Source organism: Flagellimonas hymeniacidonis, assembly GCF_008040165.1.
In the GTDB taxonomy this organism is placed as follows: domain Bacteria; phylum Bacteroidota; class Bacteroidia; order Flavobacteriales; family Flavobacteriaceae; genus Flagellimonas; species Flagellimonas hymeniacidonis.
The window spans coordinates 1,305,321-1,330,955 of sequence record NZ_VRUR01000001.1; the positions used below are offsets into that span (position 1 = coordinate 1,305,321).

At 37.8% G+C, this 25,635-nt stretch carries 26 protein-coding genes and 1 tRNA gene; 17 read left to right on the forward strand and 10 right to left on the reverse strand.

Features of this window, described 5'->3' with window-relative positions; all coding sequences use genetic code 11:
* Positions 1-26: 26 nt before the first annotated feature.
* From FVB32_RS05845 to FVB32_RS05860, 4 genes are all read right to left on the reverse strand, one after another.
* Complete coding sequence (locus FVB32_RS05845; RefSeq protein ID WP_147742101.1) at positions 27-455, reverse strand: DUF3592 domain-containing protein; 429 nt, start codon at positions 453-455, stop codon at positions 27-29.
* A gap of 120 nt (positions 456-575) precedes the next feature.
* Complete coding sequence (locus FVB32_RS05850) at positions 576-1,343, reverse strand: enoyl-CoA hydratase/isomerase family protein (protein ID WP_147742103.1); 768 nt, start codon at positions 1,341-1,343, stop codon at positions 576-578.
* Between the two features lie 26 nt (positions 1,344-1,369).
* Positions 1,370-2,704: an MATE family efflux transporter gene (locus FVB32_RS05855; protein ID WP_147742105.1), complete on the reverse strand. Its 1,335-nt coding sequence runs from the start codon at positions 2,702-2,704 to the stop codon at positions 1,370-1,372.
* A 12-nt stretch (positions 2,705-2,716) separates the two neighbouring features.
* Complete coding sequence (locus FVB32_RS05860) at positions 2,717-3,217, reverse strand: GNAT family N-acetyltransferase (RefSeq protein ID WP_147742107.1); 501 nt, start codon at positions 3,215-3,217, stop codon at positions 2,717-2,719.
* Between the two features lie 53 nt (positions 3,218-3,270).
* Here FVB32_RS05860 and FVB32_RS05865 point away from each other — a divergent pair, with 53 nt between their 5' ends.
* The 7 genes from FVB32_RS05865 (at position 3,271) to mddA (ending at position 9,583) form a co-directional block, all read left to right on the forward strand.
* On the forward strand, positions 3,271-4,068 hold the full coding sequence (locus FVB32_RS05865; RefSeq protein ID WP_147742109.1) for a universal stress protein: 798 nt from the start codon (positions 3,271-3,273) through the stop codon (positions 4,066-4,068).
* 54 nt (positions 4,069-4,122) lie between these two features.
* Positions 4,123-4,196: transfer RNA gene (locus FVB32_RS05870), tRNA-Ala, on the forward strand.
* Positions 4,197-4,783: 587 nt separating this feature from the next.
* Positions 4,784-6,466 (forward strand): hypothetical protein, encoded by a 1,683-nt coding sequence (locus FVB32_RS05875; RefSeq protein ID WP_147742111.1) that lies wholly within the window; start codon positions 4,784-4,786, stop codon positions 6,464-6,466.
* Position 6,467: 1 nt separating this feature from the next.
* Positions 6,468-7,124: an SCO family protein gene (locus tag FVB32_RS05880; RefSeq protein ID WP_147742113.1), complete on the forward strand. Its 657-nt coding sequence runs from the start codon at positions 6,468-6,470 to the stop codon at positions 7,122-7,124.
* 162 nt (positions 7,125-7,286) lie between these two features.
* Positions 7,287-8,153: an AraC family transcriptional regulator gene (locus FVB32_RS05885; RefSeq protein WP_147742115.1), complete on the forward strand. Its 867-nt coding sequence runs from the start codon at positions 7,287-7,289 to the stop codon at positions 8,151-8,153.
* Positions 8,154-8,261: 108 nt separating this feature from the next.
* Positions 8,262-8,849, forward strand: a complete 588-nt coding sequence (locus FVB32_RS05890; protein ID WP_147742117.1) for an OsmC family protein — start codon at positions 8,262-8,264, stop codon at positions 8,847-8,849.
* Positions 8,846-9,583 (forward strand): methanethiol S-methyltransferase, encoded by a 738-nt coding sequence (gene mddA, locus FVB32_RS05895; RefSeq protein ID WP_147742119.1) that lies wholly within the window; start codon positions 8,846-8,848, stop codon positions 9,581-9,583. Before FVB32_RS05890 ends, mddA begins: the two co-directional genes overlap by 4 nt.
* Positions 9,584-10,263: 680 nt before the next feature.
* On the opposite strand, the gene FVB32_RS05900 is transcribed toward mddA, so the two are convergent.
* Together FVB32_RS05900 and FVB32_RS05905 are read right to left on the reverse strand one after the other, a co-directional pair.
* The gene (locus tag FVB32_RS05900; RefSeq protein WP_147742121.1) at positions 10,264-10,746 is read right to left on the reverse strand and encodes an NYN domain-containing protein; all 483 of its coding nucleotides are present in this window, start codon (positions 10,744-10,746) and stop codon (positions 10,264-10,266) included.
* On the reverse strand, positions 10,743-11,867 hold the full coding sequence (locus tag FVB32_RS05905; RefSeq protein ID WP_147742123.1) for a fatty acid desaturase family protein: 1,125 nt from the start codon (positions 11,865-11,867) through the stop codon (positions 10,743-10,745). The genes FVB32_RS05900 and FVB32_RS05905 overlap by 4 nt, the downstream gene beginning before the upstream one ends.
* Positions 11,868-12,624: 757 nt before the next feature.
* Here FVB32_RS05905 and FVB32_RS05910 point away from each other — a divergent pair.
* The 4 genes from FVB32_RS05910 (at position 12,625) to FVB32_RS05925 (ending at position 16,448) form a co-directional block, all read left to right on the forward strand.
* Positions 12,625-13,701: a helix-turn-helix domain-containing protein gene (locus tag FVB32_RS05910; protein WP_147742125.1), complete on the forward strand. Its 1,077-nt coding sequence runs from the start codon at positions 12,625-12,627 to the stop codon at positions 13,699-13,701.
* A gap of 184 nt (positions 13,702-13,885) precedes the next feature.
* Entirely contained in the window at positions 13,886-14,380 is a 495-nt protein-coding gene (locus FVB32_RS05915; protein WP_147742126.1) for a cupin domain-containing protein, read from the forward strand.
* A 7-nt stretch (positions 14,381-14,387) separates the two neighbouring features.
* A complete protein-coding gene (locus FVB32_RS05920; RefSeq protein ID WP_147742128.1) occupies positions 14,388-15,758 on the forward strand; it encodes an FAD-binding oxidoreductase in 1,371 nt (456 codons plus the stop codon).
* Between the two features lie 165 nt (positions 15,759-15,923).
* A complete protein-coding gene (locus tag FVB32_RS05925; RefSeq protein ID WP_147742130.1) occupies positions 15,924-16,448 on the forward strand; it encodes a YybH family protein in 525 nt (174 codons plus the stop codon).
* A gap of 34 nt (positions 16,449-16,482) precedes the next feature.
* Here the strand turns inward: FVB32_RS05925 and FVB32_RS05930 are convergent, their stop codons facing one another.
* A complete protein-coding gene (locus tag FVB32_RS05930; protein ID WP_147742132.1) occupies positions 16,483-16,767 on the reverse strand; it encodes a hypothetical protein in 285 nt (94 codons plus the stop codon).
* Between the two features lie 615 nt (positions 16,768-17,382).
* Here FVB32_RS05930 and FVB32_RS05935 point away from each other — a divergent pair.
* The 6 genes from FVB32_RS05935 (at position 17,383) to FVB32_RS05960 (ending at position 21,762) form a co-directional block, all read left to right on the forward strand.
* Positions 17,383-17,652: a helix-turn-helix transcriptional regulator gene (locus FVB32_RS05935; RefSeq protein WP_147742134.1), complete on the forward strand. Its 270-nt coding sequence runs from the start codon at positions 17,383-17,385 to the stop codon at positions 17,650-17,652.
* Positions 17,653-17,738: 86 nt separating this feature from the next.
* Positions 17,739-18,944 carry a primase-helicase family protein gene (locus FVB32_RS05940; protein WP_147742136.1) on the forward strand — a complete coding sequence of 402 codons (1,206 nt, stop codon included), beginning with the start codon at positions 17,739-17,741 and terminating at the stop codon, positions 18,942-18,944.
* Positions 18,945-19,152: 208 nt separating this feature from the next.
* Positions 19,153-20,109, forward strand: a complete 957-nt coding sequence (locus FVB32_RS05945; protein ID WP_147742138.1) for a toprim domain-containing protein — start codon at positions 19,153-19,155, stop codon at positions 20,107-20,109.
* A complete protein-coding gene (mbpA, locus tag FVB32_RS05950) occupies positions 20,106-20,411 on the forward strand; it encodes a mobilization protein MbpA (RefSeq protein ID WP_147742140.1) in 306 nt (101 codons plus the stop codon). The genes FVB32_RS05945 and mbpA overlap by 4 nt, the downstream gene beginning before the upstream one ends.
* Positions 20,408-21,277 (forward strand): relaxase/mobilization nuclease domain-containing protein, encoded by an 870-nt coding sequence (locus tag FVB32_RS05955; protein ID WP_147742142.1) that lies wholly within the window; start codon positions 20,408-20,410, stop codon positions 21,275-21,277. Before mbpA ends, FVB32_RS05955 begins: the two co-directional genes overlap by 4 nt.
* A gap of 11 nt (positions 21,278-21,288) precedes the next feature.
* Positions 21,289-21,762: a DUF6730 family protein gene (locus FVB32_RS05960; protein ID WP_147742144.1), complete on the forward strand. Its 474-nt coding sequence runs from the start codon at positions 21,289-21,291 to the stop codon at positions 21,760-21,762.
* 115 nt (positions 21,763-21,877) lie between these two features.
* On the opposite strand, the gene FVB32_RS05965 is transcribed toward FVB32_RS05960, so the two are convergent.
* The 3 genes from FVB32_RS05965 to FVB32_RS05980 all read right to left on the reverse strand — a co-directional run bounded on the left by FVB32_RS05965 (position 21,878) and on the right by FVB32_RS05980 (position 25,502).
* Entirely contained in the window at positions 21,878-23,095 is a 1,218-nt protein-coding gene (locus tag FVB32_RS05965) for a site-specific integrase (protein WP_147742146.1), read from the reverse strand.
* 924 nt (positions 23,096-24,019) lie between these two features.
* Positions 24,020-24,601, reverse strand: a complete 582-nt coding sequence (locus FVB32_RS05975) for a PD40 domain-containing protein (protein WP_147742148.1) — start codon at positions 24,599-24,601, stop codon at positions 24,020-24,022.
* A 1-nt stretch (position 24,602) separates the two neighbouring features.
* Positions 24,603-25,502, reverse strand: a complete 900-nt coding sequence (locus FVB32_RS05980; protein WP_147742150.1) for a TolB family protein — start codon at positions 25,500-25,502, stop codon at positions 24,603-24,605.
* Positions 25,503-25,635: the final 133 nt, after the last annotated feature.

Sequence of the window (25,635 nt, forward strand, 5' to 3'; positions counted from 1 at the left end):
TATACAGCTATATGTGATTTGAAATATTAAAAGTACGTATACCACAGATAACTTCCTCCTAGAATGAGAAAAGGAGAGGCAATCATTCCCAAAATAATACTCCAACGGTATAGTCCCCAAAAAGAGATGGTTTTTACATGGGTCTTATTTCTTCCGTCATAAACGATTTTAATATTTTGACCAATATCGTATGCAGCGGGACGGGATTTAATAGTACTTTCAAAAGAATGGACATTTTTCTGACGGTCCTTGAATTCAAAAACGGGGGCATAAGTAGTGCCATCATCGCTTTGGTAAGGAATCAATTGTGTGACTTTGGCCGTGGTGCGGATGCCTTTTTCCAACAGCAATTCTGTTTTATTGTATTGATTATATGCGGAATACATTAAAAACCCGCCCAACAAAAAGAAAAACCAATATAGTAGTACCCACATATGCCACTTGGTTTTGGACATGGTTACCTTTTAAACCGTCTTTGGTTACGAATCCTGGTAATGATATAAACCACTATGACCAACAATGCCAATAAAGGAAGAACAATATCACTATTTAAAAAAGAAAGAATATCCATAATATTACTTCTTAAACTTCTCCAAAGCTGTTTTAGTATTTGGCGACAAGGAAAGTTTACCTGAAGCTTCTGCCCTTTCTAGCAACAATTTGCCCCAATGCTCTGTGCCTTCCCACAGCACGCGTTTCATTTCTGAGAGCGCCTCGGAGTTATAAGAAGCGAGTTTTTGAACATGAAATTCCAATTCTTTATCCATTTCCGCAATAGAATCATACACTTTGGAAAACAGACCTTTTTCTTTGGCCCAATAGGCATTTTTCCATTCTGTTGGAACTAACGAAAGTTCGGAAAGTCCAGCTGTCCCAATTTTACGTTCAACTGCTGGCGCAATAACCAAAGGAGCAATACCAATGGAGATTTCTGAAAGCTTTATGGAAGCTGCCTCAGTAGCGTAAACATAATCACAGGCTGAAGCCAAACCAACTCCCCCGCCAACGGCTTTCCCTTGTACTCGCCCAACAATTGGCTTTTTGCAAGTTCTCATGGCATTGATTACATTGGCAAAACCACTGAAAAAGGCTTTCCCTTCTTTAAGATTTGAGATGGCCACCAATTCATCAAATGATGCTCCTGCACAAAAAGCCCGTTCTCCTTCAGATTTTAAAACGATTAGGGAAACCCCATCATTTCCAGAAAGTTTGTTGAATTCGTTAGTAAGGCGTTCCAGCAATTCCGAAACAAAAGAATTACTGGCGGGATGGCCAAATTCAACAATTGCGATTCTGTTTTCAATTTTTGTATAGAGACTTCCGTTAGATCTATCTGTAGACATTATTGTAGCTTCTTTATGGCACTAAATTAACTGTTTTGAACCAAGGGCTTAAATTTTCTTCGAAACTTCCAAACCAGCGCAAGGCCCCTTATTAGCATCCAAACCACAAAAGCGATCCAAATGGCATAAAATCCCCAACCTAGATATTTCCCTAGATATAATGAAGGAATAAACCCTAAAAAGGTGGCGGACAGCAATACATTTCTCAAATATTTCATCTCTCCCAATCCTTTAAAAAGTCCATCAAAAACAAAGGCAAGGGTGTTCATGGGCAATCCTAGAATAACGATGAAAAAGATTCCGTAAAAAGTATTTAAAACAACAGCCTCATTTGAAAAAATGTGCCCTATGGGCCTATAAAAGATGAACCCGAATGCCATCAAAATAAGACTGATGACCATTCCATATGTGATGATTTTTTTGGAAAGTTTCCAAAGCCCTTTATAGTCTTTTGCCCCTAAAAGTTTTCCGCCCATACTGTTACCTGCCGCACCATATCCATCAATAAAAAAGGCAGCGAACAACCAAAGGTTGATGGCGATGGTATGGGCTCCAATATACTTGTCACCTAGAGCGGTTGCTTCACGAACGGCAATAATCAAGGCAGCATTAAGTGCCAGTGCTCTCACAAATAAGTTTAAACTCATGATCACAAGTCTCTTGATTTCTTTGTTTAAAGGGAAGACCAATTTTAAACTGATTTCGGTTTTTTTAAGCAATAGGATAAAAACCAGTATTGCCATTACTGCTTGGGAAATTAGACTGGCCCATGCGGCACCTTCTAAATACATGGCAGGAATGTACCCATCTATACCATAAACAAAAACAAAATCTAAAATGATATTAAGTACAGCACCGATTATAGCGATGATCATGGGGTAAAACGTATTCTGCAAGCCCCTAAAAATTCCGAAAATGGCAAAAGTAAAGAGCGTAAGAGGGAAGCCCCATACTCGAATAGAATAGTAGGAGATGCAGTATTCCAATATTTTTCCTGTGGCTTCAAACAAACTGAAAATTTCTTCTACAATGAAAATTGTGGATAGTAGTAGCACTATGCTTAAAAGGATATTAAAAAAGATAGCTTGGGCTGGTAGATTTTTAACTTCTTCCAATTTTCCTGCGCCTAGATATTGAGAAATTATTGCTGAAATAGAACTTCGGGTTTGACCGAGCACCCAAATGAGCATGGACAAAAAGGAACCTACAATTCCTGCTGCGGCCAAGGATTCCAATCCATCAACAGGAATGTTTCCCACAATAGCGGTATCCGTAATAGATAGAATGGGTTCTGCAATACCGGAAATGGTTGCTGGAACGGCAAGTTGGTTTATGGTTTTAAAATTGACTTGTGTTCTCAAAGTCGTAGCAAGTTACAGCACTAATTCATAACAATGAAAGGGATGGCTACTTTGTTTTGGAAAGAAGATATTCCCTAATTTTTGATACCCCCGTTGCTCATAAAACTTTTGGTTTCTTTTGTTTTGTGAAAAGGTATCTAAACGGACTGATATAAAGCCATTTGATTTAGAATACGCTTCAGCAAAATTCATTAATTCTTGGGCAAATCCTTTACTTTGGAAGCTTGGGTGTACACAAATTCGATGTATATAAATATTATTTCCATTTGGCACAAGCCATTTTATGGGCACATATTCTTTATCCATATGTGTTGTAATTACAATGGCCCCAATAATCTCCCCATGGAGCTCTTTTACATAAAGTTCGTTGCGTTTTAAGTCATTCAAAAAAACAGTTTCAGAAGGGTAGTGTTCATTCCATTGAAAAATATCATTATTGATCATTTTAGTGGCACAGGCCCTGGTAATGTTCAGTATATCTTTAATTTCAGATATCTTTGCATGTCTTATCATGGATTCATTTCAATTAAATCGTAAATTTAAGGTATAATCATAACCACCAAACAATGAATAATATACTGGTACCTATAGGAACATCCCCTAACTCATCAGATACACTTCAATATGCAATAGACTTCGCAGCGAACTTTGGTGCCAAGGTATTTGTAATGGACGTTTTTTCGGTGACTTCGGGAACAGGTAGCTTGGCCAATGTTAAAGAGAAAGTGGCCAAAAGCAGCAAAGAACATTTAAAAGAAATTATTGACACTGTAAACACCAATGATGTTGAAATTAAAATAGCAACATACAATGGGGATATTGTTGATGGCCTCAATGAAATAAATAAAGAACTGGGGATAGATTTGATTATTATAGCTCCTCGAAGCAATGATATTCAGGAAGAGCTTTATTTAGGAAATACATCTGGTAGAATCGTAAAACAGACCAACATACCAACCTTGTTGGTTCCTAAGAGTACCTCGTTTAAACCTATAAAGAGTATTATGACGGCTTTTGGTTCTGGAATCCTTAAACGTAATAGGGTATTAAACCCCTTGATAGCAATTAAGGATAAATTTAGATCAGAGATAAGTTTGCTGTTGGTTAAAAGACCTGGATATTCTGAAGAAGATCTACAAGTAAATACGGCGTTATTGGATTTGAGTCAACAATTGAATATTACGGAGCATGCCACCACGTATTTGGGTGTTTTGGAGCATTTTAAAGAACACCACCCTGATTTATTATGTGTATTTAGGAAAAAGCGTGGGTTCTTTAAAAAATTATGGGAGAAAAACACTGTCCTTAAGGCTGAGTTTTTTGTTTCGATACCAGTATTGGTATTAAGCGTTAAAAAAGAGTAAGCCAAGGTTGAATTTTGAAACCTTGTTAAAATGTCTTTCCTTTGCCGTCGCTTTGGGGGATTAGCTCAGCTGGCTAGAGCGCTTGCCTGGCAGGCAAGAGGTCACCGGTTCGACTCCGGTATTCTCCACTAATATTTATAGGGCTTCAAGAGTTTTTAACTTTTGAAGCTTTTTTCATTTGCACGCAATTTGCACGCAAAACTGGTTTTAAATCAACCATGGTATTATTTGATACAAATTGGTCTATTTTAGTACTTCTTCACCCTTTACAGAATATTTTTTGAAAAAGCATCACATTTATTGGGTGCTTTAACTTCAATATTAGATTAAGGAATCTAAGTCCCATAAAACGTCAAATTAAGGGACTACTAAAAGAGACCATAATTGAGACGTTTGAATATGAAGTTATAAACTATTGGCAAAGTGTCCTAAAAAACGGCCATCTATTGAGACTACTACTGACTCATCCCCATATTAGAAGATCGATGATATTAATCGGTTAGGTAAATGACCAAAAAGAACAAATGTTGCCTTCCAAATACCTGCAAATACCCGAAAATATCCTTAGATTGACCAGTCTATTTTTGATTGACATACATTATTTAATGCCATATACACAGTTTTTGACTGGGTAAAGTGTAACTTGCCTAGATTGCAATTTTTATTCAGTAGTTCCCCAAAATAGGAATTTGTCACGCTTTAACACCTTGGAATTATGAATTTAAAAAAAATAGTAATTCTTTACTTCTCCGTTTTATTTCTGTATTTATCTGCCTGCAAGAATGCCAATCTGGCACCTGATTTAGCGTCTTTGGGTTTAATAAGGGGTACCCTCCAGTTATGTGGGGATGGTCAATTCGGAGAGGTCAACTTTTCGGAATCCTGTAATTACGAAACAAGGGAAACATTCAACCTTGGGATATCATTACTCCATTCATTTGAGTATATCGAAGCGGAAAAAGCCTTTGTACAGGTCATCGATAAAGACCCGGAATGCGCGATGGCCTATTGGGGTGTGGCGATGAGTATTTATCATGGGCTTTGGGCACCACCTGAAAAATCAGTATTAGAAAAAGGGGTTAAATTATTGGAAATCGCCGAAAAATTACCCAAATCTGAAAAAGCTGAACAGTATTTAAATGCAATAGGTGCTTTTTACAAAGAATGGGAAATTGTAGATAATCAAACCAGAAAATCAAGGTATGCCAAAAAAATGGAAGAAATGTACCTTGAAAATAACGAGGACACGGAAGTTGCCGTTTTTTATGCCTTGGCCCTTCGCGCATCCGCCGTACCCAGCGATATGACATATTCCAAACAACGGGAAGCCGGTAAAATACTGGAAAATCTTTTCAAAAAAGAACCCAACCACCCGGGTATAGCCCACTATATTATCCATTCCTACGATTATCCCGAATTGGCGGAGTTGGGCCTGGGCACGGCCAGGCGCTATGCTGATATTGCACCAAATTCGGCACATGCGCAACATATGCCATCACATATATTTACACGTTTAGGGCTTTGGGATGAATCGATTAGCACAAACCTAAAGTCGGCCGAATCTGCCATTTGTTATGCAGAAAGTATTGCTCCTGGCGCACATTGGGATGAGGAAGTACACGCTATGGGCTACTTGGTTTACGCCTATCTGCAAACAGGAAACAATAAGCTTGCTTACGAGCAATACAACTATCTTAAAACATTTAAAGAATTATTTCCGCCAAATTTTAAAATTGCCTACACAGCCGCTGCGATTCCCGCACGTTTGGCAGTTGAAAACAAAAATTGGGAAGAAGCTGCCAATATTGAGTTGCCTCAAAAGTTAGAGATAGAATGGGTAGAATTTCCATGGCAGTCATCGCTATTGCATTTCGCAAAAGCATTGGGAAATATTCATATGAATAAATTAGACTCTGCCCAAAATGAATTGGACATTTTATATGCTTCTAAACAAAAGTTGACAGCCCTAAATGATGCTTATAAAGCAAATCAGGTTAACATCCAAATTAAAACCATTGAAGCATGGATACAATTAAAAAGGGGTAATGAAGAAGAAGCCTTGACCCTTATGTCCACTGCGGCAGAAATGGAAAGTAAGACATCAAAACATCCTGTAACGCCTGGGGAAATCTTACCTGCCGATGAACTTTTGGCAGATATGCTTTTGGTCTTGAATAAACCGCAAGAAGCTTTGACCGCTTATGAATTAAATTTAAAAAGACGCCCAAATAGGTTCAATGGTATTTATGGCGCAGCTGTAGCGGCCAATCTTATTGGTGATATTGAAAAAGCGACCATGTACTTTGAAATATTACTTGAACAAACTGAAAATGTAGTTAGTGATAGACCGGAAATACAAGAAGCAAGAGTATTTCTAGAAAAGAACATAAACAGTTAATATGTGTTTCAATAAACCATTCTCAATTTTCACTGGCTTAATTCTTTGTTTCACATTATCATGTAATAATACCAAATCAGGCAAACTGCCTATCTATAATCCTTCAGATTTTAATGCTGAATTGGTAGATGTAAGTTTACGAAATACCAGTAAAAATCATACAGTATCAGATTTTGAGTTAATAAATCAAAACGGAGAAATTGTAACTCAAGACCATTATAAAGGTAAAGTTTATGTCGCTGATTTCTTTTTTACAAGTTGCCCGACCATTTGTCCTATAATGACAGATAATATGGCCATACTTCAAGATGAATTTTTAGAAAATCATGAGATCATGTTTTTATCACTATCAGTAACACCAGATATTGACAGTGTCTTCGTACTACGCAAATATGCCACAGAAAAAGGCGTGATAGATTCAAAATGGAACGTTACGACTGGAAATAAAAAACACATTTATGAATTGGCCCGAAAAAGCTACTTTGCCGTTGTAGAGCAAGGTGATGGTAGTTTTCAGGATTTTATACATACACCAAATTTTGTGCTAATTGATAAGAAAAAAAGAATAAGAGGGATTTATGATGGCACGGATAAGGACGAGATTTTTCGAATTATAAATGATATCAAGACTTTAACGACCGATATTGAGAAAAAATGAGTGTTTGCCACGGCTACTGTAGCCCACTCAAGAATCCCGATAGCTATCAGGAGCACTCGCGGATCTTCTATTTGATTTGTACTTGTTAAATAAGGTGTTTAAAACGTACAACTAACCATATACAATACCGCTGCATAATTTTAAAAAACTGAAATCAACGTAGTGATCAATGCATACGAATACTTTAAAAATCATCCGAAATTCAACAAACTTGTTGGAAATGATTTCTTGTTCGTAGAATATAAATGTCCTCTTAATATTGAAGAGTATCAATTGTGGATTGAAAATCATTTGATTACGTATGTCATTAGCGGAAAAAAGGATTGGATTACTTCAAAAAAAATACACAAACTTACAGCCGGAGACACCCTATTTGTTAGAAAAGGTGTTTATACTACAAAGCAATATCTGGAAAGTGAGTATTGCGTAATGTTGTTTTTCATTAATGATAATTTCATAAATAGGTTTATTTCGGAGAACCCAACTTTTAAAAGAGAATTGAATCACCGGAACGAGTATCGTCAAATATTTGAGATTACGACCAATGAAGCGTTCAGAACTTTAATAAAAAGTGTATTTCACTATTTAAACCAAGGAGATAACATTCCTAAAGAACTGGTTGAAATTAAGTTTAAAGAATTGCTCTACAATATTGTACTCAACTCAAAAAATAAGGAATTACTGTTTTTCTTCAATTCAATAATGCAAAACAGTCAAACAACTATTGAAAATATAATGACAGAAAATTTTCAATACGATTTAAAAATAGCAGATTTTGCAAAACTTTGTGGAAAAAGTCTATCCTCTTTTAAGCGTGAATTTAAAAAATTCTTTAACACAACCCCAAGTAGGTGGTTGATTAACAAACGATTGGACCACTCCAAAATACTACTGTTAGGTACAAATTTGACCGTAAATGAGGTAGGTTATGAATGTGGTTTTAAAAATAATTCCCATTTTATTCAAGCTTTTAAAAAGGTGGCCAAAGTAACGCCGAATAGATATAGAATACTCAAAAAAGAAGTGTAACTATAATATTGCTTGGACTTTTAAGAATATTAATTGGGCTTTTAAGAAATCCTGATTGGCACTATAAATACAACCTTTACATCATTAGTAAATTAGAAAAATGATGTTATGCCAAATCAGGAGTATTCAGCCAAAAATATAAAATCCAAAAAGGACACTTCCGTTGTTCACGAAAGACATTTAGTTCTTAAGGAAAAATATTTAGAAGATTCCACATCTGGTTGGATTACTGATTCTGCGGAAGTTATTGGAATTAATCTACACGACCCATTTAGAACATCGGTTTCCATAAATAATAAAATGAAGGTTCCATTTAAAATCGGGGTCCATAACGCAGTTGGGGGCGACCACGATTTTCCAAATCCTGGAGATTTACTTTGCGCTTCGCTGGCATCTTGTTTTGAAAGCACCATTAGACTGATTTCCAATAAATTGGGAATAGAACTTATTGAAACAAAAATAAACGCAACGGCCCAAGTTGATGTCAGAGGAACTTTAATGTTTGATAAATCCGTTCCAGTTGAGTTTCAATCTATGCATATTGATGCATTAATTATTGCTAAAAACACCACTGAAAAGCTCTTGCACCAACTAATAGAAGGAGCAAAACGTAGCTGTATTGTCTATCAAACTATAAAAAAAGGCACCCCAATTACTTTAAAGTCGGATGTTAAAACCAAAAACAATAAATTATGAAAAAATCAATCATCTTATTATATGGAATTGTGGCCTATTTTGTCTTTCTAATTGCTTTTTTATATGCCATTGGATTTGTAGGTAATATTATTGTTCCAAAATCGATAGACTCAGGTGCAGAAACTACAATGTACTCTTCCATATTCATCAACCTGGTTTTATTGAGCGTTTTTGCTTTACAACACAGTATAATGGCGAGACCAAAATTTAAAGAATGGTTTAATTCTATTTTTAGTCAAGCTATGGAACGTAGCACTTATATTCTACTATCCAGTTTAGCTCTAATTTTAATCTATTGGCAATGGCAACCAATAACAACCATAGTTTGGAAAACCGAAAACACAATTCTTTCAAGTATTATAACTGGAATATTTTTTCTAGGTTGGATTATTGTTTTACTTTCTACGTTTATGATTAATCATTTTGAGCTTTTTGGATTAGCCCAAATTTTCGATAATCTAAAAAACAAACAAACTGCTAATCCAAAATTTCAAACCAACTATTTATATAAAATTGTTAGACATCCCATAATGCTAGGTTTTCTAATCGCCTTTTGGGCAACACCTACTATGACAGTTGGACATTTACTATTTGCTCTAGTAACTACTATTTACATTTTTGTAGCGGTAAAGTATTTGGAGGAAAAAGACCTGAAAAAAGTTATTGGAGAAAAATATGAAACGTACCAAAAAAAAGTGCCAATGATTATTCCTTTTACAAAAGTCAAAAAATAAGACCCCAGAAATTTGGTTTTTAAAATTAATTCTTTGCGGAATCAAACTTAAGCCGTCATTAAATAATTGCTTGGGCCTGTGTTACGCGGAAAACCCAACTAATTTTCTCTGGTTCATTTTCTTTTACCAGTTAAAACTTATCCAATGCGAGCAACCATACACGAACAGTTTAATTCTCAATTTTTGTGCTTTCTCATGATGGGAACAATTATTTGGAATTCTCACTTCTTTCCTATTCGGTTCCTTAATTAGGCCTTTTCATGAGGTCTCGCTTACTTTTTGATAATCTTATACCCCTAGCTACAATTGAGCATGTAAATATCTTACCGAATAGAATATTAATCTCTTAGGCTTGAAACTATTAAGTAGCTCGCCGTAAATTATTATATATGAGTTTATTATCATACTGAGCAACTGTGTCCAAAGTCTTAAATGTTGTGTTATTTTCTTATATATAAGCAACGGGTCTTTCCCTCATCAAACCTTAGTACAACAACCTATTTAATCAATAACAATGTTTTCAGGAAAGGGGACGTTCCATTTTATAAAGTTTTTTAGCACTCCTCCAAAAGTCTTGATTTTTGCCTTGCTGAAAATACCATGCGGGCGGGCGACAACCTGCCATTGACAACTTCGGGAAACAATAGAACCAAGACCGTCAAAACACTATCTCATATGGGCTACTTTACTACCAGAGAAGGACTATATTCAAAGGCATCCTCCTCCGTAATGGAAGTAAAGTGATCGGCCTCATCAATCAGAACGGCAGCTGCGTTTTTCTTTACGGCAGCTATTTCTACCCTAACGCCTCGTGACTTGAGGTAACGGACCAGTTCCACATAGTCGGAATCACCGCTAAGAATAATAATTGTATCCACCTTTTGTGCTATCTGGGTGGCGAAGATAGTAAGGGGAATATCAGCTGATTTGTGGCAAGGAATCACACTTCCATGAAAGTTTTCATGTAGTCTTTCAGCCAGTTTGGCACTGATCTCCTTCCCTTCACGAAAATAAACCAATCGATTCAGAGCTCGGTCGCTCAACAATCTGGGCACAAGAGTATCAAAGTTAGCAAGTACGTTCTTGTTCATCAGGCTCTGTAAACTTCGCTCAATATTGTTGCCATCAATCAAAATCGCCACACATTGGTCTATCTTAATCATTTTTGTTGGATAGATAACCGTTCAAAATTAGTATTGTTCTTTTCTCTGCCCAATTCCCTGAGTCTGCGGTAATGAGAAGCCAATGCACTAAAAACATTGGGCTTAAGGTTATACGTAAAACCAAACTCTTTGGCCGTACCCTCTATAATAGGGGCAATAGCGGAATAGTGAATATGGCAGATGTTCGTGAACATGTGGTGCTCTACCTGATAATCCAAACCGCCGATATACCAGCTCAACAGCCCATTTTTTCTGCCAAAATCGGAAGTTGCACGCAATTGATGTACCAACCACTCGGTATGGAAGATGTTATTTTCATCCGGTAAGGGTTGATACGTGCCCTCGACCACATGGGCCATCTGGAAAACTGTGGTCATGATTATCCCGGCGGTCATTTGCATAATGGCGAAACCCAGAAATATTTGCCAAAAGCTAAATTCGGTCAACCACATTGGCAACCCGAATATGACCCCAAGGTATATGAGCTTAGTGGCTGCCAGCTTAACGAATTCAAGGACGGGGCTTGATTTTTGATCTTTGGTGATTCCCTTCCGGTTGTGTTTTAGCAATACGCCAATATCGCCGAACAGTCGCATCAAAGTTGCAAATCCATAGAGAAAAAAGCTGTACAGGTGTTGAAACCGATGATACTTCTTCAAGGTCGAATGATCGCTTAAGCGGACTACCGCTTTTGTAGAGATGTCTGGATCAAAGTCAAACATATTTGTGAAAGTATGATGCTGTATGTTGTGCTGTATCTTCCAATTAAACGTATTGCTGCCCAACAAAAACATGGTGGAAGCTGCCATTTTATTGACCCACGGTTTGGAAGAATAAGCTCCATGTGCCCCATCGTGCATGATAGACATACCTATTCCCGCTTCGCCTATTCCCATTAGAACCACCATTGCCAAAGCTGCCCAAGGTGTAATGGGAATCGTAAGCAAAAGGATAAAAGGTGCCAGGTACAGCCCTAACATGACGAAGGTTTTCAAGTACATGTTGTAATTACCGTGAATGGAGATGTTATTATCCTTGAAATATACACGTACCCGTTTCCTGACCTCTCGCGAAAATTCCTTTTCCGTTTTATTATCGCTTCTAAACTTTACTCTTTCCATATCAAATACTAGTTTTCTTTTTCAAAGAAATTCAAAAACCCGGAATTCAAAAATGACCAAAATCAGTGATTGGAATACCAAATGTCCTCATATATGGATGACATCATTCAGCTTCGATTATTTCGTTTAAAATAGTTTGCGGATAAAATACAATTCAGTACTCGTAAGTTTGTTTCCGAACGTTAGCCTCCGAATTACTTTTGCATCTTTTTTGGCCTTTGTTTTCGGCTCTCCGTGCAGTTTTGTTACTCCTCACCTTGTCGCATCAAACCCACCGCACTATTGTCTTAGTGTTATCATCTCAATAGTTAAGGAAGCGTTTATATCTAGAACGTCTCAAGGTTATGTAGAGGTACCTTGGAGGCAGTAAATTCGACTTATCCAAGTTCTCCAATTAGATAAGGATTTGTTCGAACAGATGAGTCGCAAGAAATATTGATTTAGGGGAAATAATCCAATCCAACATGGCTATATGAAAAGGCAGATAAATCAAAATGGTTATTGTCGCATAATTCCAACAATTTTTAAGACTCCATAGATTTTCTAAACCGGATTCAATAAACGGCTGTATTATAGGACTGATAATATCTTGGATAAATCTTATGTCGATTGCTACATTAAAGACAAAGGTTATTTGTTCAAAACTAAACCAAAAAGAACTTACTTTCTGCCAAGAAAATCTGTCTTAATATAATCCGTATATTGGTCGGTGTCAAGTTATTATTACAGAACATAAAAAAATCAAAACACCTTAAGTATGCCATTATTCATGGACTTCCACAAAATCGATTCAGATGCTGTTACTGAAGACGATATGTACAAAGCTCACTTGAGAGATGTGGCCGTGCAAAATAAACACGGATTGATTTACAAGAAATATTATCTGAACCTTCCCAACAAAACAGCTTTTTGCTTGATTGAAAGTCCTGATAGAGAATCATGTGTCGAGAGCCATAAAGAGGCTCATGGACTTGGTGCGTGCAATGTTATTGAAGTATCACGAGAGCATGAATTTCTTCCCTATATGGGAGAGGGAGGCCAAAATGAGCAGGATTTGGCTTTGACGCTAACAGGAGAAATCGACAGTGGTTTTCGTACGATTTTATTGGTCGACTTTTTGGACCTAATGGAAAATCAAAAATTGATAGACTCCAAAATAATTGATTTTATTAAAAACTGTAATGGTAGTGTAATTAAGGTTCCGAGCGAAAAGTATATGGCTTCTTTTATTGATGCTATTGATGCCTTAGATTGTGCGCAGCAAATATCGAGGTACTTTGAATCTTCTGACCAAAACTCTTTATACAGTATAGCTTTAGCGACAGGAAGACCAGTTGATGAACACGGTAAAAATTTATTCGAAGAAACTAAAACTAGAGTAAATGTGATGTCAAGACTAGGTTTTCAAAAAGGAATATTTATGGATTTGGAAACAAAACTTTCTGCTTCCCGAAGCAAAGAATTTTCCAAAATTGATACTGAACGTGTAACTATTCTGGACGAGGCATCTTACAAAGAAATTGAAAAATTGGATGAAGTTCTTCTGAAAAATCTAATCAATTCAGCTTTTAAGAGTGATGACCTTAGCAATGACCTAGGGTTGAGTAAGACCCAAGCCTATCGAAAAATATCCTCTCTAGTCGGAATTCCTCCCAATAAGTTGTTGTCCGAATTACGTTTGATACTTGCTGCAAAAGCTTTAAAAAAAGGAGGTAAGACGGTTTCAGAAATAGCCTATGAATCAGGTTTTAACAGTCCAACCTATTTTACCAGGGTGTTTCGAAAAAGGTTTAATATACTCCCGACCGTGATTGGCAAGTCTATATCCAAGTAACCAAAAAAACATACGTTTTACATCCTGCTTGTCTAAATTGTTTCAGCTTTTGGAACAAAACTTACATCTTGGGTTTCAATATCCCTTTAGTTTTACGCCATGGAATAATTGGAAAATCCCCTTTCAATTTCACTATTGCTACTTCAAGGTTTCCATTTAACGTCTATCACTAAAACATAAAAAAATGAAATCAAGGAAAAACAAAAAAAGATTATGGATAATCGTTACGACTTTCGCCCTTACTTTTCTGACCAATCAAAAGATGACTTCCCAAGAAGTAGTTCTACGTACGAATGAGGTAAAAGGTGAAACGCATATTTCAAAAGACGATTTTCCGAAAGGAAACATTATCAACATGGTCAATGGTTGGGGAGGAATGACAGTTGCCATAAACGAGCCTAAGGCAGGCACCGATTATACCCCTATCTTAAAAGGACTTAAAAATGATTTATGCCAAGTGCCTCATTGGGGTTATTTGGAAAAAGGTAAAATACGAATCATTAATTCAGATAAAAAGACCATAACCGTTTTGGCGGGAGAAGTTTTTTATATGCCACCAGGGCATACTCTTATTGTGGATGGGGATGCAAGGATTATCGACTTCAGCCCAGAGAAAGAAATGAACGAACTCAACACCTTTATAGTTAATAAAGTAACCGAAATGCAGAACAAAAAATAAAAACATCATGGAAAAATTGATTGAAGAGTTGAGGAACAACACCCGGGGGCAGGTAATCCTTCCTCAAGACAATAGTTATGACGAAGCCAGAGCTATTTATAATGCAATGATAGACAAGCGACCGAGAATTATTCTGAAATGCAAGGATAAAGAAGATATAGTGCAGGCGGTCAATATTGCACGGGAGAACAATTTGGAGGTTTCTATTCGCAGCGGAGGTCACAATGGGGCAGGATTGTCCTTGGTAAACGATGGTTTGGTCATCGACCTCTCCGAAATGAAATCAATAAAAATAAATCCAAACGAAAAAACAGCAATCGTAGAGCCAGGAAATACGCTGAGTGATTTGGATAAGGCCACTCACGAGCACGGTCTGGCCTTGCCAGTTGGTATAAATGGCACAACAGGTATAGCTGGCCTAACCCTTGGGGGAGGGTTGGGCTATTTAAGCCGTAAAGGAGGTCTGGCCATCGATAATCTTTTAGAGGCGGAGGTTGTTTTGGCATCGGGGGAGCTGATTACAACCAACGCTTCAAAAAACTCCGACCTTTTTTGGGCGCTGCGTGGTGGTGGTGGTAATTTTGGGGTCGTAGTTTCTTTTACCTTTAATTTAATTCCTATAAAGAATGTATATGCAGGGCCTATGCTCTGGCCTTTGGAACAGGCGGAAGAAGTTATGAAGTTCTATGATAAAACTACCAAGAACGCCTCTAACGACCTCTACGGATTTTTTGCATTTTTAACCGTACCGCCCTCGGAGCCTTTTCCAGAACATTTGCACATGAAAAAAGTCTGCGGTATAGTTTGGTGTTACACAGGGGATATGGAAAAAGCAACAGAGGTTTTCAATCCCATCCGTGCGTTCGGCCCACCTATTTTGGACTTTGTAGCCGAACTTACTATGCCTGTCCTTAATGGTATGTTCGATGGATTATATCCACCAGGATACCAATGGTATTGGAAAGGTAACTACTTTGATGAATTGACAGACGAGTGCATTCAAGAGCATATAAAACATGGGTCCCAATTGCCGACGATGTTTTCTACCATGCACCTGTACCCCATTGATGGAAAAGTTCATGAAACAGCGCAGCAGGATACCGCTTGGGCAAATCGTGGCGCACGGTGGGCACAAGTAATCGTGGGGGTTTCTCCTGACCCCGCGGAAGCTGATAGAATTACCAAATGGAGCCGAGATTATAATGAAGCAATGAAGCCCCATGCCTTAGGCGGCGGATATGTCAATTTTATGATGCAAGATGATCAAGCCCGGGTTAAAGAAAGTTACGGGGTAAATTTTGATAGACTTCGTAAAATAAAGAAAAAATACGACCCCGATAATTTCTTTCATATGAATCAGAATATCAAACCGGAGTAATGGGTTTTTACCCTGTTCCATAGCCCCATTTTTTCTCCCTCAATTTTAGCAATTTCATTATAGATATTAGACTTTGAAAGTTTCAATCTCTTCTGCTACAGGACCTGCTATGCCTAAAAATTCCCCATCAAAATAGAATATAAATCTTTTAAAACCATTGAAATTATGAAAACAGACAAAACAGTATTATGGATATTATTATTTGGAGTTTTAATTGCAGGATGCAAACAAGAGGAAAAAAAAGTGGAAACTGAAGAAGTGAAAATTGATTTAATTAATGATGAATTTCCTGAAGCAAAACAGGAAGTAGCGGAAACCTATGAGGCAATTGTTCAAAGTATTAAAGAAGGAGATATTGATAGGCTTATTTCTTTACACGCCTACAGCCCAAAGTTTACAGAATTCAAAAATGGAGAACTACGTAATGGTGGTGAAGCAAATGAAACATACGAACGAAATATTTTTAGCTCTATAACCGAAGTGGTAAAATTCGATTCAAACGACTTAAAGATTGCAGTTTATGGCGATGTTGCAAATGTAACCTTTCACTCTGATTTTCATTTTAAATTCGGAGAAGACCTTGTGGTCGTTAATGACCAACTTACTCTACTATTTGTAAAAACAGAGAATGGTTGGAAATTGGTTCATGAGCATCATTCACCTTTGAACGCATCAGAAGAAAATAGCTGATTCATTTTGGCACTTAAGGTCTTCGGATAGGCCACTATGACCCAACTGGCCAATAACAAAAAAATCTGGGATAATGTTCGGCTCGGTTTTGGCGCCCATATTCCGAAAAAAAAATATGGAAGAATCCATAAACTGGCAAGCTAATAGTAACAGGAAAAAAAAATTCGCCATAGATTGCGATGGTGAACTCTGCGGTCTTGCCGGTTTGATCTTCCAAAAAGACGTCTATCGCAAATCGGCGGAGATAGGCTACTAGATAAGTGAACACTTTTGGGGCAACGGCATCGCTACCCAAGCCGTTGGTCTCTTGGTACGCCATGCATATGAAGAATTGATAATGGTGCACGCTTATATGCAGGAGTATCCGAATTCAATTTAGGTTCTATGCGAGCTTTTGGAAAAGAACGGTCTTCAAAAAGAGGGCATCATTAAAGACTATCTATTCAATATTTCCCGGAAGAAAGTAGCATACAATTCTTATTTAAGATATTCTTTTTTATGGAGTTCCGTAAAACGAAGGTTTTTTGAGACGGTACTTTCAAATGAAATGCCAATCTTTCTTCACGTAATAATAAAATATCAAAGCGTTTTTAATATGACTTAAATATCAAAATCCGTCTTTTCATAGTCCTTATTTTCTAATTCCTTCAGTTTTAATTGTTGATAACCCACAATTTTCTGCTAAATCACAGATAAGACTCTTATTTAGAATGGTGTCGTTTGGTATCAAACGGAACCAAATAAAATTACTGGACTTGTAGCATCATCTAGTTTGGTATAGTTTGGTTTAATTTGTTGTATATCAGTTATTTGTGAATAACTATTTGTTACGGTCTACTTCTTTATTCGCCTATTTTCATACATTTATTCAATAACAATATTGAAAGAAAACAAAAGCGCTTTTGTTCATTTCGTAACCCTAAAAAGAAACAAAATGGACAACTTTTTAATACTCGAACGGCTAGACCGTTTGGAAAGACTGTTGATTGCCAATAAAGAGGTACTAACCTTTGAGGAAACCTGTGACTATACCGGCATATCCAGAAGTTACCTTTACAAACTTACCGCTGCGGGAAACATTCCGCACTCCAAACCCAATGGGAAATTGATTTTTTTCGAACGGAAGAAAATCGTTCGTTGGCTGCTGCAGAACGAACGAAAATCCATAGGGGAAATCGAAGTGATAGCGGATCCTGTTCGTTAGGTAGTAGCAGGCGATACCGTTTCTGAATTTTTTATCAACCCACTGTTACATCTTGGGAATCCCCTTGATGTTCAAAACGTCATTATATGAAAACAGTACCGTACTTACGGGTGGGCACTTCCTATTATAAACTGGTGCAGGCACCGACCATAGCAGGCCATTTCAACGAAATACTGGTGCATTGGAACATCGAGACCATACGCCAGGACCATGGCAAGGATTACCTGAGTAAAGTTCCCAAGTACGATGGCTTTACCTGCATCCCGAGCAACGTCGAATTCAAACAGGAGTATAAGGGGTTCTACAACACCTATTCCCCTTTGCCGGCAACCCCCAAAGAAGGGGAATGTCAACATTCGTTGAATTTTGTAAAACACATTTTCGGGAAACACTATGAACTTGGATTGGACTACTTGCAATTACTGTACACAAAACCGGTACAGGTATTGCCCATCCTATGCTTGGTTTCTAAGGAACGTTCCACGGGCAAGAGTACCTTCTTGAAATGGCTGAAGGCCATCTTCGATAATAACATGACTTATTTGACCAATGACAGTTTTAGTAGCCAGTTCAATGCGGACTGGGCGAACAAACTCCTTATATGTATAGACGAAGTACTGTTCAATAAGGAGGAGCTTACCGAACGTATCAAATACCTGAGCACAACCAATATTAATAAGTTAGAAGCCAAGGGAAAGGACAAACGTGAAGTAGAGTTCTTTGGCAAGTTCGTACTCTGTAGCAACAATGAAGACAACTTCATCAAGATAGACGGGAACGAGACCCGTTTTTGGGTCTTGAAAATTCCTGTACTCAAAAAAGAGGAAACCAATTTTCTGAATCAATTGATATTGGAAATACCGGCTTTTCTGCATTACATGCAAAAGCGACAGTTATCGAGTAAGCATACCACAAGGATGTGGTTCACCCCAAAACAGATAAGGACAACCGCCTTGAAAAAACTGGTCCAGAATAATCGTAATAGGGTCGAAAAGGAACTTGCTACGATTCTGCTTGGGGCCATGGAACAATTCGATTCCGAAGAAATACACCTTTGCCCTTTGGACGCACTACAGTTGTTGAACAGGACACGGATAAAGACCGATTTGACACAACTCAGAAGACTGCTGAAAAGGGACTGGAAACTGGATAACAAGGACAACTCCCTGAGCTATCAAAAATTGGTCATTTGGCAGGATGCTTCCATGCAACTATTGGATGCAAAGGGACGCTATTTTGTAGTGGAAAAATCCTTTTTGCTTGACAATTTCGATGAATCGATGACGGATTGAGCTTTTCTTAATATCTATCAATGCCGGGGCTGTCATCATTATTTCATCATTTGTTCATCAAAAAATAAAACGATGACAAGAAAACATAGAAAAAATATAAAAACGATGAATCGATGAGGAAAACGATGCTACGGAAACCTAAGTAAAGAAGGGCTTTCCCATGTTCTGTCATCAAAACATCAATTTTTTGCCCAAAACTATTTGGCTTATGAAAAAAGAAAGAACAACCGGATTATCGTGTGAAATAGCCCGAGCTTTTCCCATCGAAAAGGCGCTGGCAAAACTCGGGCACTTTCCGACCAAGACGAGCGAAAAAGAAGCTTGGTTCCTGAGTCCGTTCCGGCTCGAGACCCAAGCCTCTTTCAAGGTGGCCAAGAAACTCAATAGATGGTACGACCATGGTGCTGGAAAAGGTGGAAATGTTATCGACTTGATATGCCTGATAAACAAATCGTCAGTAAAGGAAGCTTTGAAGTTTGTTGGACAAGACCAGACCTCTTTCTCTTTTCAACAGCGGCCAGTTTTAATAAATGATAACAGCAATGGCAGACAGATTCTCCACGCACTACCGATTCGGCATTACGGTCTGTTAAAATATCTTTTTGAACGAAAAATTTCCATTGCTACGGCATCGACCATTTGTAAGGAAGTCCACTATCTACATAAAGGAAGACGATACTTCGCCATCGGTTTGAAAAATGATTCGGGAGGATGGGAACTACGGAACAAATACTATAAGAATTCCAGCTCTCCGAAGGACACCACCCATATCAAAAACGGTAATAAAAAACTTATCGTTACAGAAGGGATGTTCGACCTTTTATCGATTTTGGAGAATAGTAAAACTTTGAAATCGGAATACGATTTTTTGGTCTTGAACTCTACGGCGTTTCTACGGAAAGCGATAAAAGTCATTGATGGCTATAACCAAATCGACCTCTATTTGGACAATGATACAACCGGTAAAAAAACGACCCAAAAATTGATTGCCCATTTCAACAACTGCCTGGACAAATCCATTATTTACAAGGGATTCAAGGACATGAACGAATGGCTGATGTTCAATGCTAGAAATGGACTTGGTCAGGGAGCGCGAGATGTGTCTTTGTTGCCACAAAAACAAACTCGCTTTACTCCCGGCGGTCGCAAAGTAAAAAAGAAATGAAACGGACCTACATCAAATTCCGGTGCTCTATCTACGAGAAGAAGCTGCTCAGCAAAAGGGCGGAACGGGCAGGTATATCCCTTTCCGAATATTGCCGTAGCTCCGCTTTCGGCAATTCGGTCATCGAACGTTTGACCGATGAACAGTTGGAACATTATAAAATGCTGGTGAAGTACAAGAGCAACTTTACCCGCATCGGGAATATGTTCAAGAAACACAACCCGAAACTGGCAAGCGAGATCGAGCAATTGGCGGAAGAAATACGCACACACCTTTATAATTTCAAAAGAATACAGAAATGATAGGAAAGGGAACCTCCATAGCGCACACCGGGACAAGTATCGATTACGGATGGAACCAGGAGAAAGATGCCGAGATAGTCTTTAGTCAACATCTGGCGGGAACCGATCCCAAAGAAATCACCGAGGAGTTCAAGTTGATACAGGAAGAGAATACCCGTTGCCAAAAGAACACCTTGAGCTTTATCCTCAGCCCGACACAAGAGGACGGTAAAAACCTTTCCACGGAACAATTGGGGGAACTGACCCAAAAGTTCATCAAGGAAATGCAGCTAAAAGAGCGGCAGGCCATCGCATTCGTTCATCGGGACAAGGCACATACGCATGTGCATTTGTACGTCAACCGCATCGGTTTCGACGGCAGGGCATACAATGATAGCTTTATCGGGAAGCGGAGCCAACTGGCAGCCGAAAACGTGGCCAAGGAAATGGGACTGACCACGGTCAAGGAAGTACAACTGGAAAAGGAGCTGGATTCCATAAAAGTCCGCCTTGAAATAAGAAACGTTCATCAGAGGGTAATGGAGAGCCAAAGACCAAAAACCTTGGATAGTTATATCAAGGCCATGCAGGAAAGGAACGTGGAAGTAATTCCAACTATCAACAAGGCGAACAAATTGCAGGGATTTCGATTTGAATACCAAGGCCATAATTTCAAGGCCAGCGAGGTACACCGCTCCCTGTCCGGGGGAAGGATTATGGCACAGCTTTCCCGGAACAAAGGGATCGCCAAACCAAAAGAAATCGGCAAATCGGTACAGTTACTAGGGAAAACGGTGGAACTGGGTACCAACCTCGCAACGAGCATCGCCAAGAACATCATCAAGAAAACAATTAAAAGGGCTATCGACACGGGAATCGGAATTTAAAACTGAAAACTATGGGATACAAGAAACTGGATGAAATAATGGAACTGCTCACAGACGAGCTGGACGGGTTTGACAAGTCCCTTGTCAGACTGGAACGGTTGACCCAAAACACAGACAACATCAAGATTAAAGCGGATACCACCGAAATTGAAAGTTTGCTCAAAGAGCATTTGAACTCCGAAAAGATCAAGAATACAGAGCTTCATGAATCCTTTCAGAACGTTACGGAACAGATTTCAAAGGTAAGATTGGTTCCAAAAGTACAGTTGTGGTTTCAATATTCGATTTGGTTGATTTCCTTGGTCATCATAGGATATATGGTTTTACAGGTCGCGCGAATTGGGGATTTTCAAGAAAAGGCCTTTGCAAAGGGAGAGCAAGAAGTAATATCTAATTTAAAAGGATATTTTGACCAATACCCGGAGCATTACGAATCATACCGAAAATGGATAAAAGAAAAAGATAGTGTTCCAAATCAAAAGTAGAATGCGCCCTATGGAATTTTTGCTTGACGCTTATCTGCCGGAACACTACAAAAATTCCACAGGATCCAGGCGCAAAGTTTAAGGGTAAGACTGGGGACAAGCTAAAAATCAATCCTTATAGCTCAACTAATTTTTTGTTGTAATCATCCAATATCTCGCTTGGCAAAGACTTAAGGTAAATTTGAGTAGTTGATAAACGATTATGACCCAGCATAGCTGAGATTGCTTGTAAAGGAACATCTTGTAACATGGCTTGAGTGGCGAAGCTGTGACGAGACACATAGGAGGTCAACCGTTGTTCTATGTTACATTTTTTCGCAATCTCCTTCAACCCTTTATTATATCTCTTCCGAGCCCATAATACATCCTTATATTGAAGTTCAAAGGTGTCCCTTTTAACTATCGGAAATATAAAATCTGATTTCCTCTTGTTCTCAAGGTAAAATGAAAGTATCTCCTTTAACTGTGGCGTTATATTTATATCATAGGGTTTGGATGTTTTTTTCCTCTGGAACTTAATGCGGTTATCAATGATATTTTCAACTTTTAAAAAAGCCAAGTCCATAAAGGAAACGCCATAGAGCATATAAGATGCTAAAAAGTAGTTTCTATAATGAAACAAGTTATCAGTTTCTTCCAGTTTTAAAAGCATTATGGATTTGATGCTTTTGATGTCAAGAGCTCTTTTTTTAGTGGGAGTTGTTTTAATTCTATAGTGGGTAAAAGGATAAGCATCTCTTGAAATAACATCAGATTTAATGGCCTTATTTAAAATAGCCTTTATAGTTCTCATGTATGCCGAAAGACCGTTTACAGAATTACCCCTTGAAAAATGCCAACTTTCAAACTTTTTAAGAAAGTCGTAATTAACTTCGTTGAATTTGATATCATTCCCACCGGTAAATTTTTCCATTACTTTTATTACAGCATAGTACGTGTTAGCATTTCCAAAGCGTTCCGCATGCCTTAGCTCATTTACGATACCCTGACTATATTCAAAAAATGATTCGAATGAGGCGGTTTTTACGATTTTGTTTTTGAGTTGTAGAATGGATAAAAAGTTAAGCTCATCTTTCTCGTGCAGATCATTAATTATGTCCACAGCTCTGGTCTTTTCCTTCAAAAGCTGATTATTCAATTTACTAACTGATGAAGTGCCTTTGAACGCTCTTTTTATCTTCTCGTTTTTATTGTCCCAAAACTCCTTTTGTACAGATTGGCCTAAACTTATTGACGTTGTTTTGCGAAAATGAGTCAATCGTAAAATAACTGGGTAAGAAGCATCCTTTTTCTGCCTGCGCGTATCTAAAGAAAGTTTTACATTAGTGTTCATCCTAATCAAAGGTAAAAAAAATTTGCACGCAATTTGCACGCAAATAGATGGTTTTGTTTGATATCAAATGAATATGAATTCAATTAAATAATTGATTTATAATTAGTTATGTATAATTTTGGTTCGGTTTGATATGACAATCCTCTTGCTGGCAGGCAAGAGGTCACCGGTTCGACTCCGGTATTCTCCACCAAGTAAACATGGGGCTTCCAAGAAATTGGAAGCTTTTTTTATTTCCAAAAAAACTTGTTTTACGCTCACTTTTATCTTTAACTAAGTATAGAATCATGAAATCTGAACCCAAATATTTACTATTCTTTAGAGGGCTAAATTAGTTCCTTAAAAGGTGAATTAACGAAACTACTTAAAGGAACGGAATGAGTACGAGCAGCGGATTCCCAAGAATTGTTCGTTTTATGAACCTTTAAGAATTAAGGAGCAACGATTAGTAAATGAAAAAGTAGGTGATTGCAGGATGATTTCAGGTCTAAATACAAAAGTTGGAGAGGATAACTTTAAGTTAGTTGCTTTCACACATGCTTCTTACTATGTCTTGTAAGCAAGCTCATTTTGTTTAATATTTATTTTGGGGTTTCAACTTTTCAAAAATCTTGGTACTTATCCAATAAATACCTCGATAAGGCTTTTTTGCTTTTTTGAAAAAGAGATATTTAGCATCTGGAGATAATGTTGGTGAACCAGCCCTAGCTTCGGTGTTCACTTCAGCTCCTAAAGGAGAGGCTTTAGTCCAGATGTTTTCACCTATTTGAAAAGAAATGTAAATCTGCTGTATGCTATTACTTTCAGGTCGCGAAGTGCAGAAAAGTATATAGCTTTCATCTGGTGCAATTACTGAATTGCTTTCTCCAAAGGAAGAATTTACATTTGCCCCCAGTTTTTAACATTTATAAAATTTCCATTCACCTATTCACCTCGATATAGATCATCACCGCCAAAGCCCCCTAGACGCGATGAACGAAAAAAAATATTCTTTTTCTTTGAAACAGAAAGATAGACTTCTCCTTCGGCTGTGTTAATGTCCATACCGGCATAAATTGGCTCTGACCAACCGCTTTCTGTTTTTATGGCATAATATATATCAAGACCGACTGAATTTGGCTGTGGTCTATCCGAAGCAAAGAATATATGATTGCCATCGGGCGAGAAATTAATGTCCACATCAGAATATTTACCAGAAAATGAAGCAGTTTTAGGACCTACCCATTCATCATTAATTCGTTTGAAAGTTCTTATTTCATATGTAGGCTCCGGTTTTTCCTTAGTTGCCTTGTAATAGGAAAAAAACATTTCTTTGCCATTAGGTGAAAAAGAAACATTAAAGCTCCTTCTTTTCCCTTTTGGATGTATGACCAATTCACCACCACTAAATAGCTCTGCCTTAAGGCCTGGAGGTTTTTGTCCCAAATAGTTGTTTGTTTTTTCTTGTGAATGCAAAGAGCATAGTGCTGTAATAAAAGCCAAAAAAGATAATAATCCTTTCCTCATATTATTTTTTATTTAGCGATTTCAGCTCCTCAATAATCTTTGTAGAAACCCAATAAATATCTGCCTTACCCCTGCGTCTGCTCATAAAGAACAAATACTTTCCATCTAAAGTTATACTCGGACAAATCTCATCAAAAGCTGAATTTACCGCACCCCTTAAGTTTTCGGCCTTCGTCCAATTATTATTTTCTCCTTTAAATGAAATATACAAATCTTGTGCGCCAATCGTATCTGACCAATCTTTTGAACTAAAAATAATGTAGCTCTCATCTGGAGAGACATAAGCATCCCAATCATGCATGTTGCTGTTGATATTTTCATCCAAAAGAATGGGTTGTTGGTATTTCATATTTCTAAATGGAGCCATGTAAAGATCACATCCTCCCCAACCTTCATTTGTGCATGAGAAATAATATAGGTTTCCATTAGCCGCCACGGATGGATAATTCTCACCGTGATCACTGTTCACGGGAGGTCCAATATTAACCGGATTTGACCACCCTCCTGATTCATCCCTTTGAATAAAGTAAATATCCATCGATTCCAAGATTCTTTCTTCTGAGGTACGAGGTCTGTTCGAACCAAAAAAGATTTTGCTTCCATCGGGTGAAATGGTAAAATCACCATCGGTAAAATGCAGTGGTTGGGGTTTTGTCCACCTCCCATCAATTTCTTTGGTAAAGAAAATGGAAAATGTTCCATCATTCGTGAAAGCAGCACACATTTCACTTCCTTCAATAGTTGAAATAATTTCAGGACTAAACACTTCGGTAGTTAAACCAGGTGGCTTTTGACCCAAATAGGGGCCATTCAATTTTGAGAAATCAGAATTCTTTCCTTGGGAATATCCAGAAATAAAAACAAGGAAAATTATAGCAATTGACAACAATGGTGTTCTCATATTTTCACCAATGATATGTTTGGTGACAGGAGACAAAGATCGTATAATCTTTGGGCGACATATATGTACAATAAAAGTAAGCAATTAAGTACGTTGATTTGGTCAAAAGATGAGGTCCCATAAAACGCCCTAT

Coding starts and splice junctions, on each gene's coding strand:
- FVB32_RS05845 (WP_147742101.1), bottom strand. CDS start 455: ATGTCCAAAACCAAGTGGCATATGTGGGTACTACTATATTGGTTTTTC.
- FVB32_RS05850 (WP_147742103.1), bottom strand. CDS start 1,343: ATGTCTACAGATAGATCTAACGGAAGTCTCTATACAAAAATTGAAAAC.
- FVB32_RS05860 (WP_147742107.1), bottom strand. CDS start 3,217: ATGATAAGACATGCAAAGATATCTGAAATTAAAGATATACTGAACATT.
- FVB32_RS05865 (WP_147742109.1), top strand. CDS start 3,271: ATGAATAATATACTGGTACCTATAGGAACATCCCCTAACTCATCAGAT.
- FVB32_RS05875 (WP_147742111.1), top strand. CDS start 4,784: ATGAATTTAAAAAAAATAGTAATTCTTTACTTCTCCGTTTTATTTCTG.
- FVB32_RS05880 (WP_147742113.1), top strand. CDS start 6,468: ATGTGTTTCAATAAACCATTCTCAATTTTCACTGGCTTAATTCTTTGT.
- FVB32_RS05890 (WP_147742117.1), top strand. CDS start 8,262: ATGCCAAATCAGGAGTATTCAGCCAAAAATATAAAATCCAAAAAGGAC.
- mddA (WP_147742119.1), top strand. CDS start 8,846: ATGAAAAAATCAATCATCTTATTATATGGAATTGTGGCCTATTTTGTC.
- FVB32_RS05900 (WP_147742121.1), bottom strand. CDS start 10,746: ATGATTAAGATAGACCAATGTGTGGCGATTTTGATTGATGGCAACAAT.
- FVB32_RS05905 (WP_147742123.1), bottom strand. CDS start 11,867: ATGGAAAGAGTAAAGTTTAGAAGCGATAATAAAACGGAAAAGGAATTT.
- FVB32_RS05910 (WP_147742125.1), top strand. CDS start 12,625: ATGCCATTATTCATGGACTTCCACAAAATCGATTCAGATGCTGTTACT.
- FVB32_RS05915 (WP_147742126.1), top strand. CDS start 13,886: ATGAAATCAAGGAAAAACAAAAAAAGATTATGGATAATCGTTACGACT.
- FVB32_RS05920 (WP_147742128.1), top strand. CDS start 14,388: ATGGAAAAATTGATTGAAGAGTTGAGGAACAACACCCGGGGGCAGGTA.
- FVB32_RS05925 (WP_147742130.1), top strand. CDS start 15,924: ATGAAAACAGACAAAACAGTATTATGGATATTATTATTTGGAGTTTTA.
- FVB32_RS05930 (WP_147742132.1), bottom strand. CDS start 16,767: ATGGCGTACCAAGAGACCAACGGCTTGGGTAGCGATGCCGTTGCCCCA.
- FVB32_RS05935 (WP_147742134.1), top strand. CDS start 17,383: ATGGACAACTTTTTAATACTCGAACGGCTAGACCGTTTGGAAAGACTG.
- FVB32_RS05940 (WP_147742136.1), top strand. CDS start 17,739: ATGAAAACAGTACCGTACTTACGGGTGGGCACTTCCTATTATAAACTG.
- FVB32_RS05945 (WP_147742138.1), top strand. CDS start 19,153: ATGAAAAAAGAAAGAACAACCGGATTATCGTGTGAAATAGCCCGAGCT.
- mbpA (WP_147742140.1), top strand. CDS start 20,106: ATGAAACGGACCTACATCAAATTCCGGTGCTCTATCTACGAGAAGAAG.
- FVB32_RS05955 (WP_147742142.1), top strand. CDS start 20,408: ATGATAGGAAAGGGAACCTCCATAGCGCACACCGGGACAAGTATCGAT.
- FVB32_RS05960 (WP_147742144.1), top strand. CDS start 21,289: ATGGGATACAAGAAACTGGATGAAATAATGGAACTGCTCACAGACGAG.
- FVB32_RS05965 (WP_147742146.1), bottom strand. CDS start 23,095: ATGAACACTAATGTAAAACTTTCTTTAGATACGCGCAGGCAGAAAAAG.
- FVB32_RS05975 (WP_147742148.1), bottom strand. CDS start 24,601: ATGAGGAAAGGATTATTATCTTTTTTGGCTTTTATTACAGCACTATGC.
- FVB32_RS05980 (WP_147742150.1), bottom strand. CDS start 25,502: ATGAGAACACCATTGTTGTCAATTGCTATAATTTTCCTTGTTTTTATT.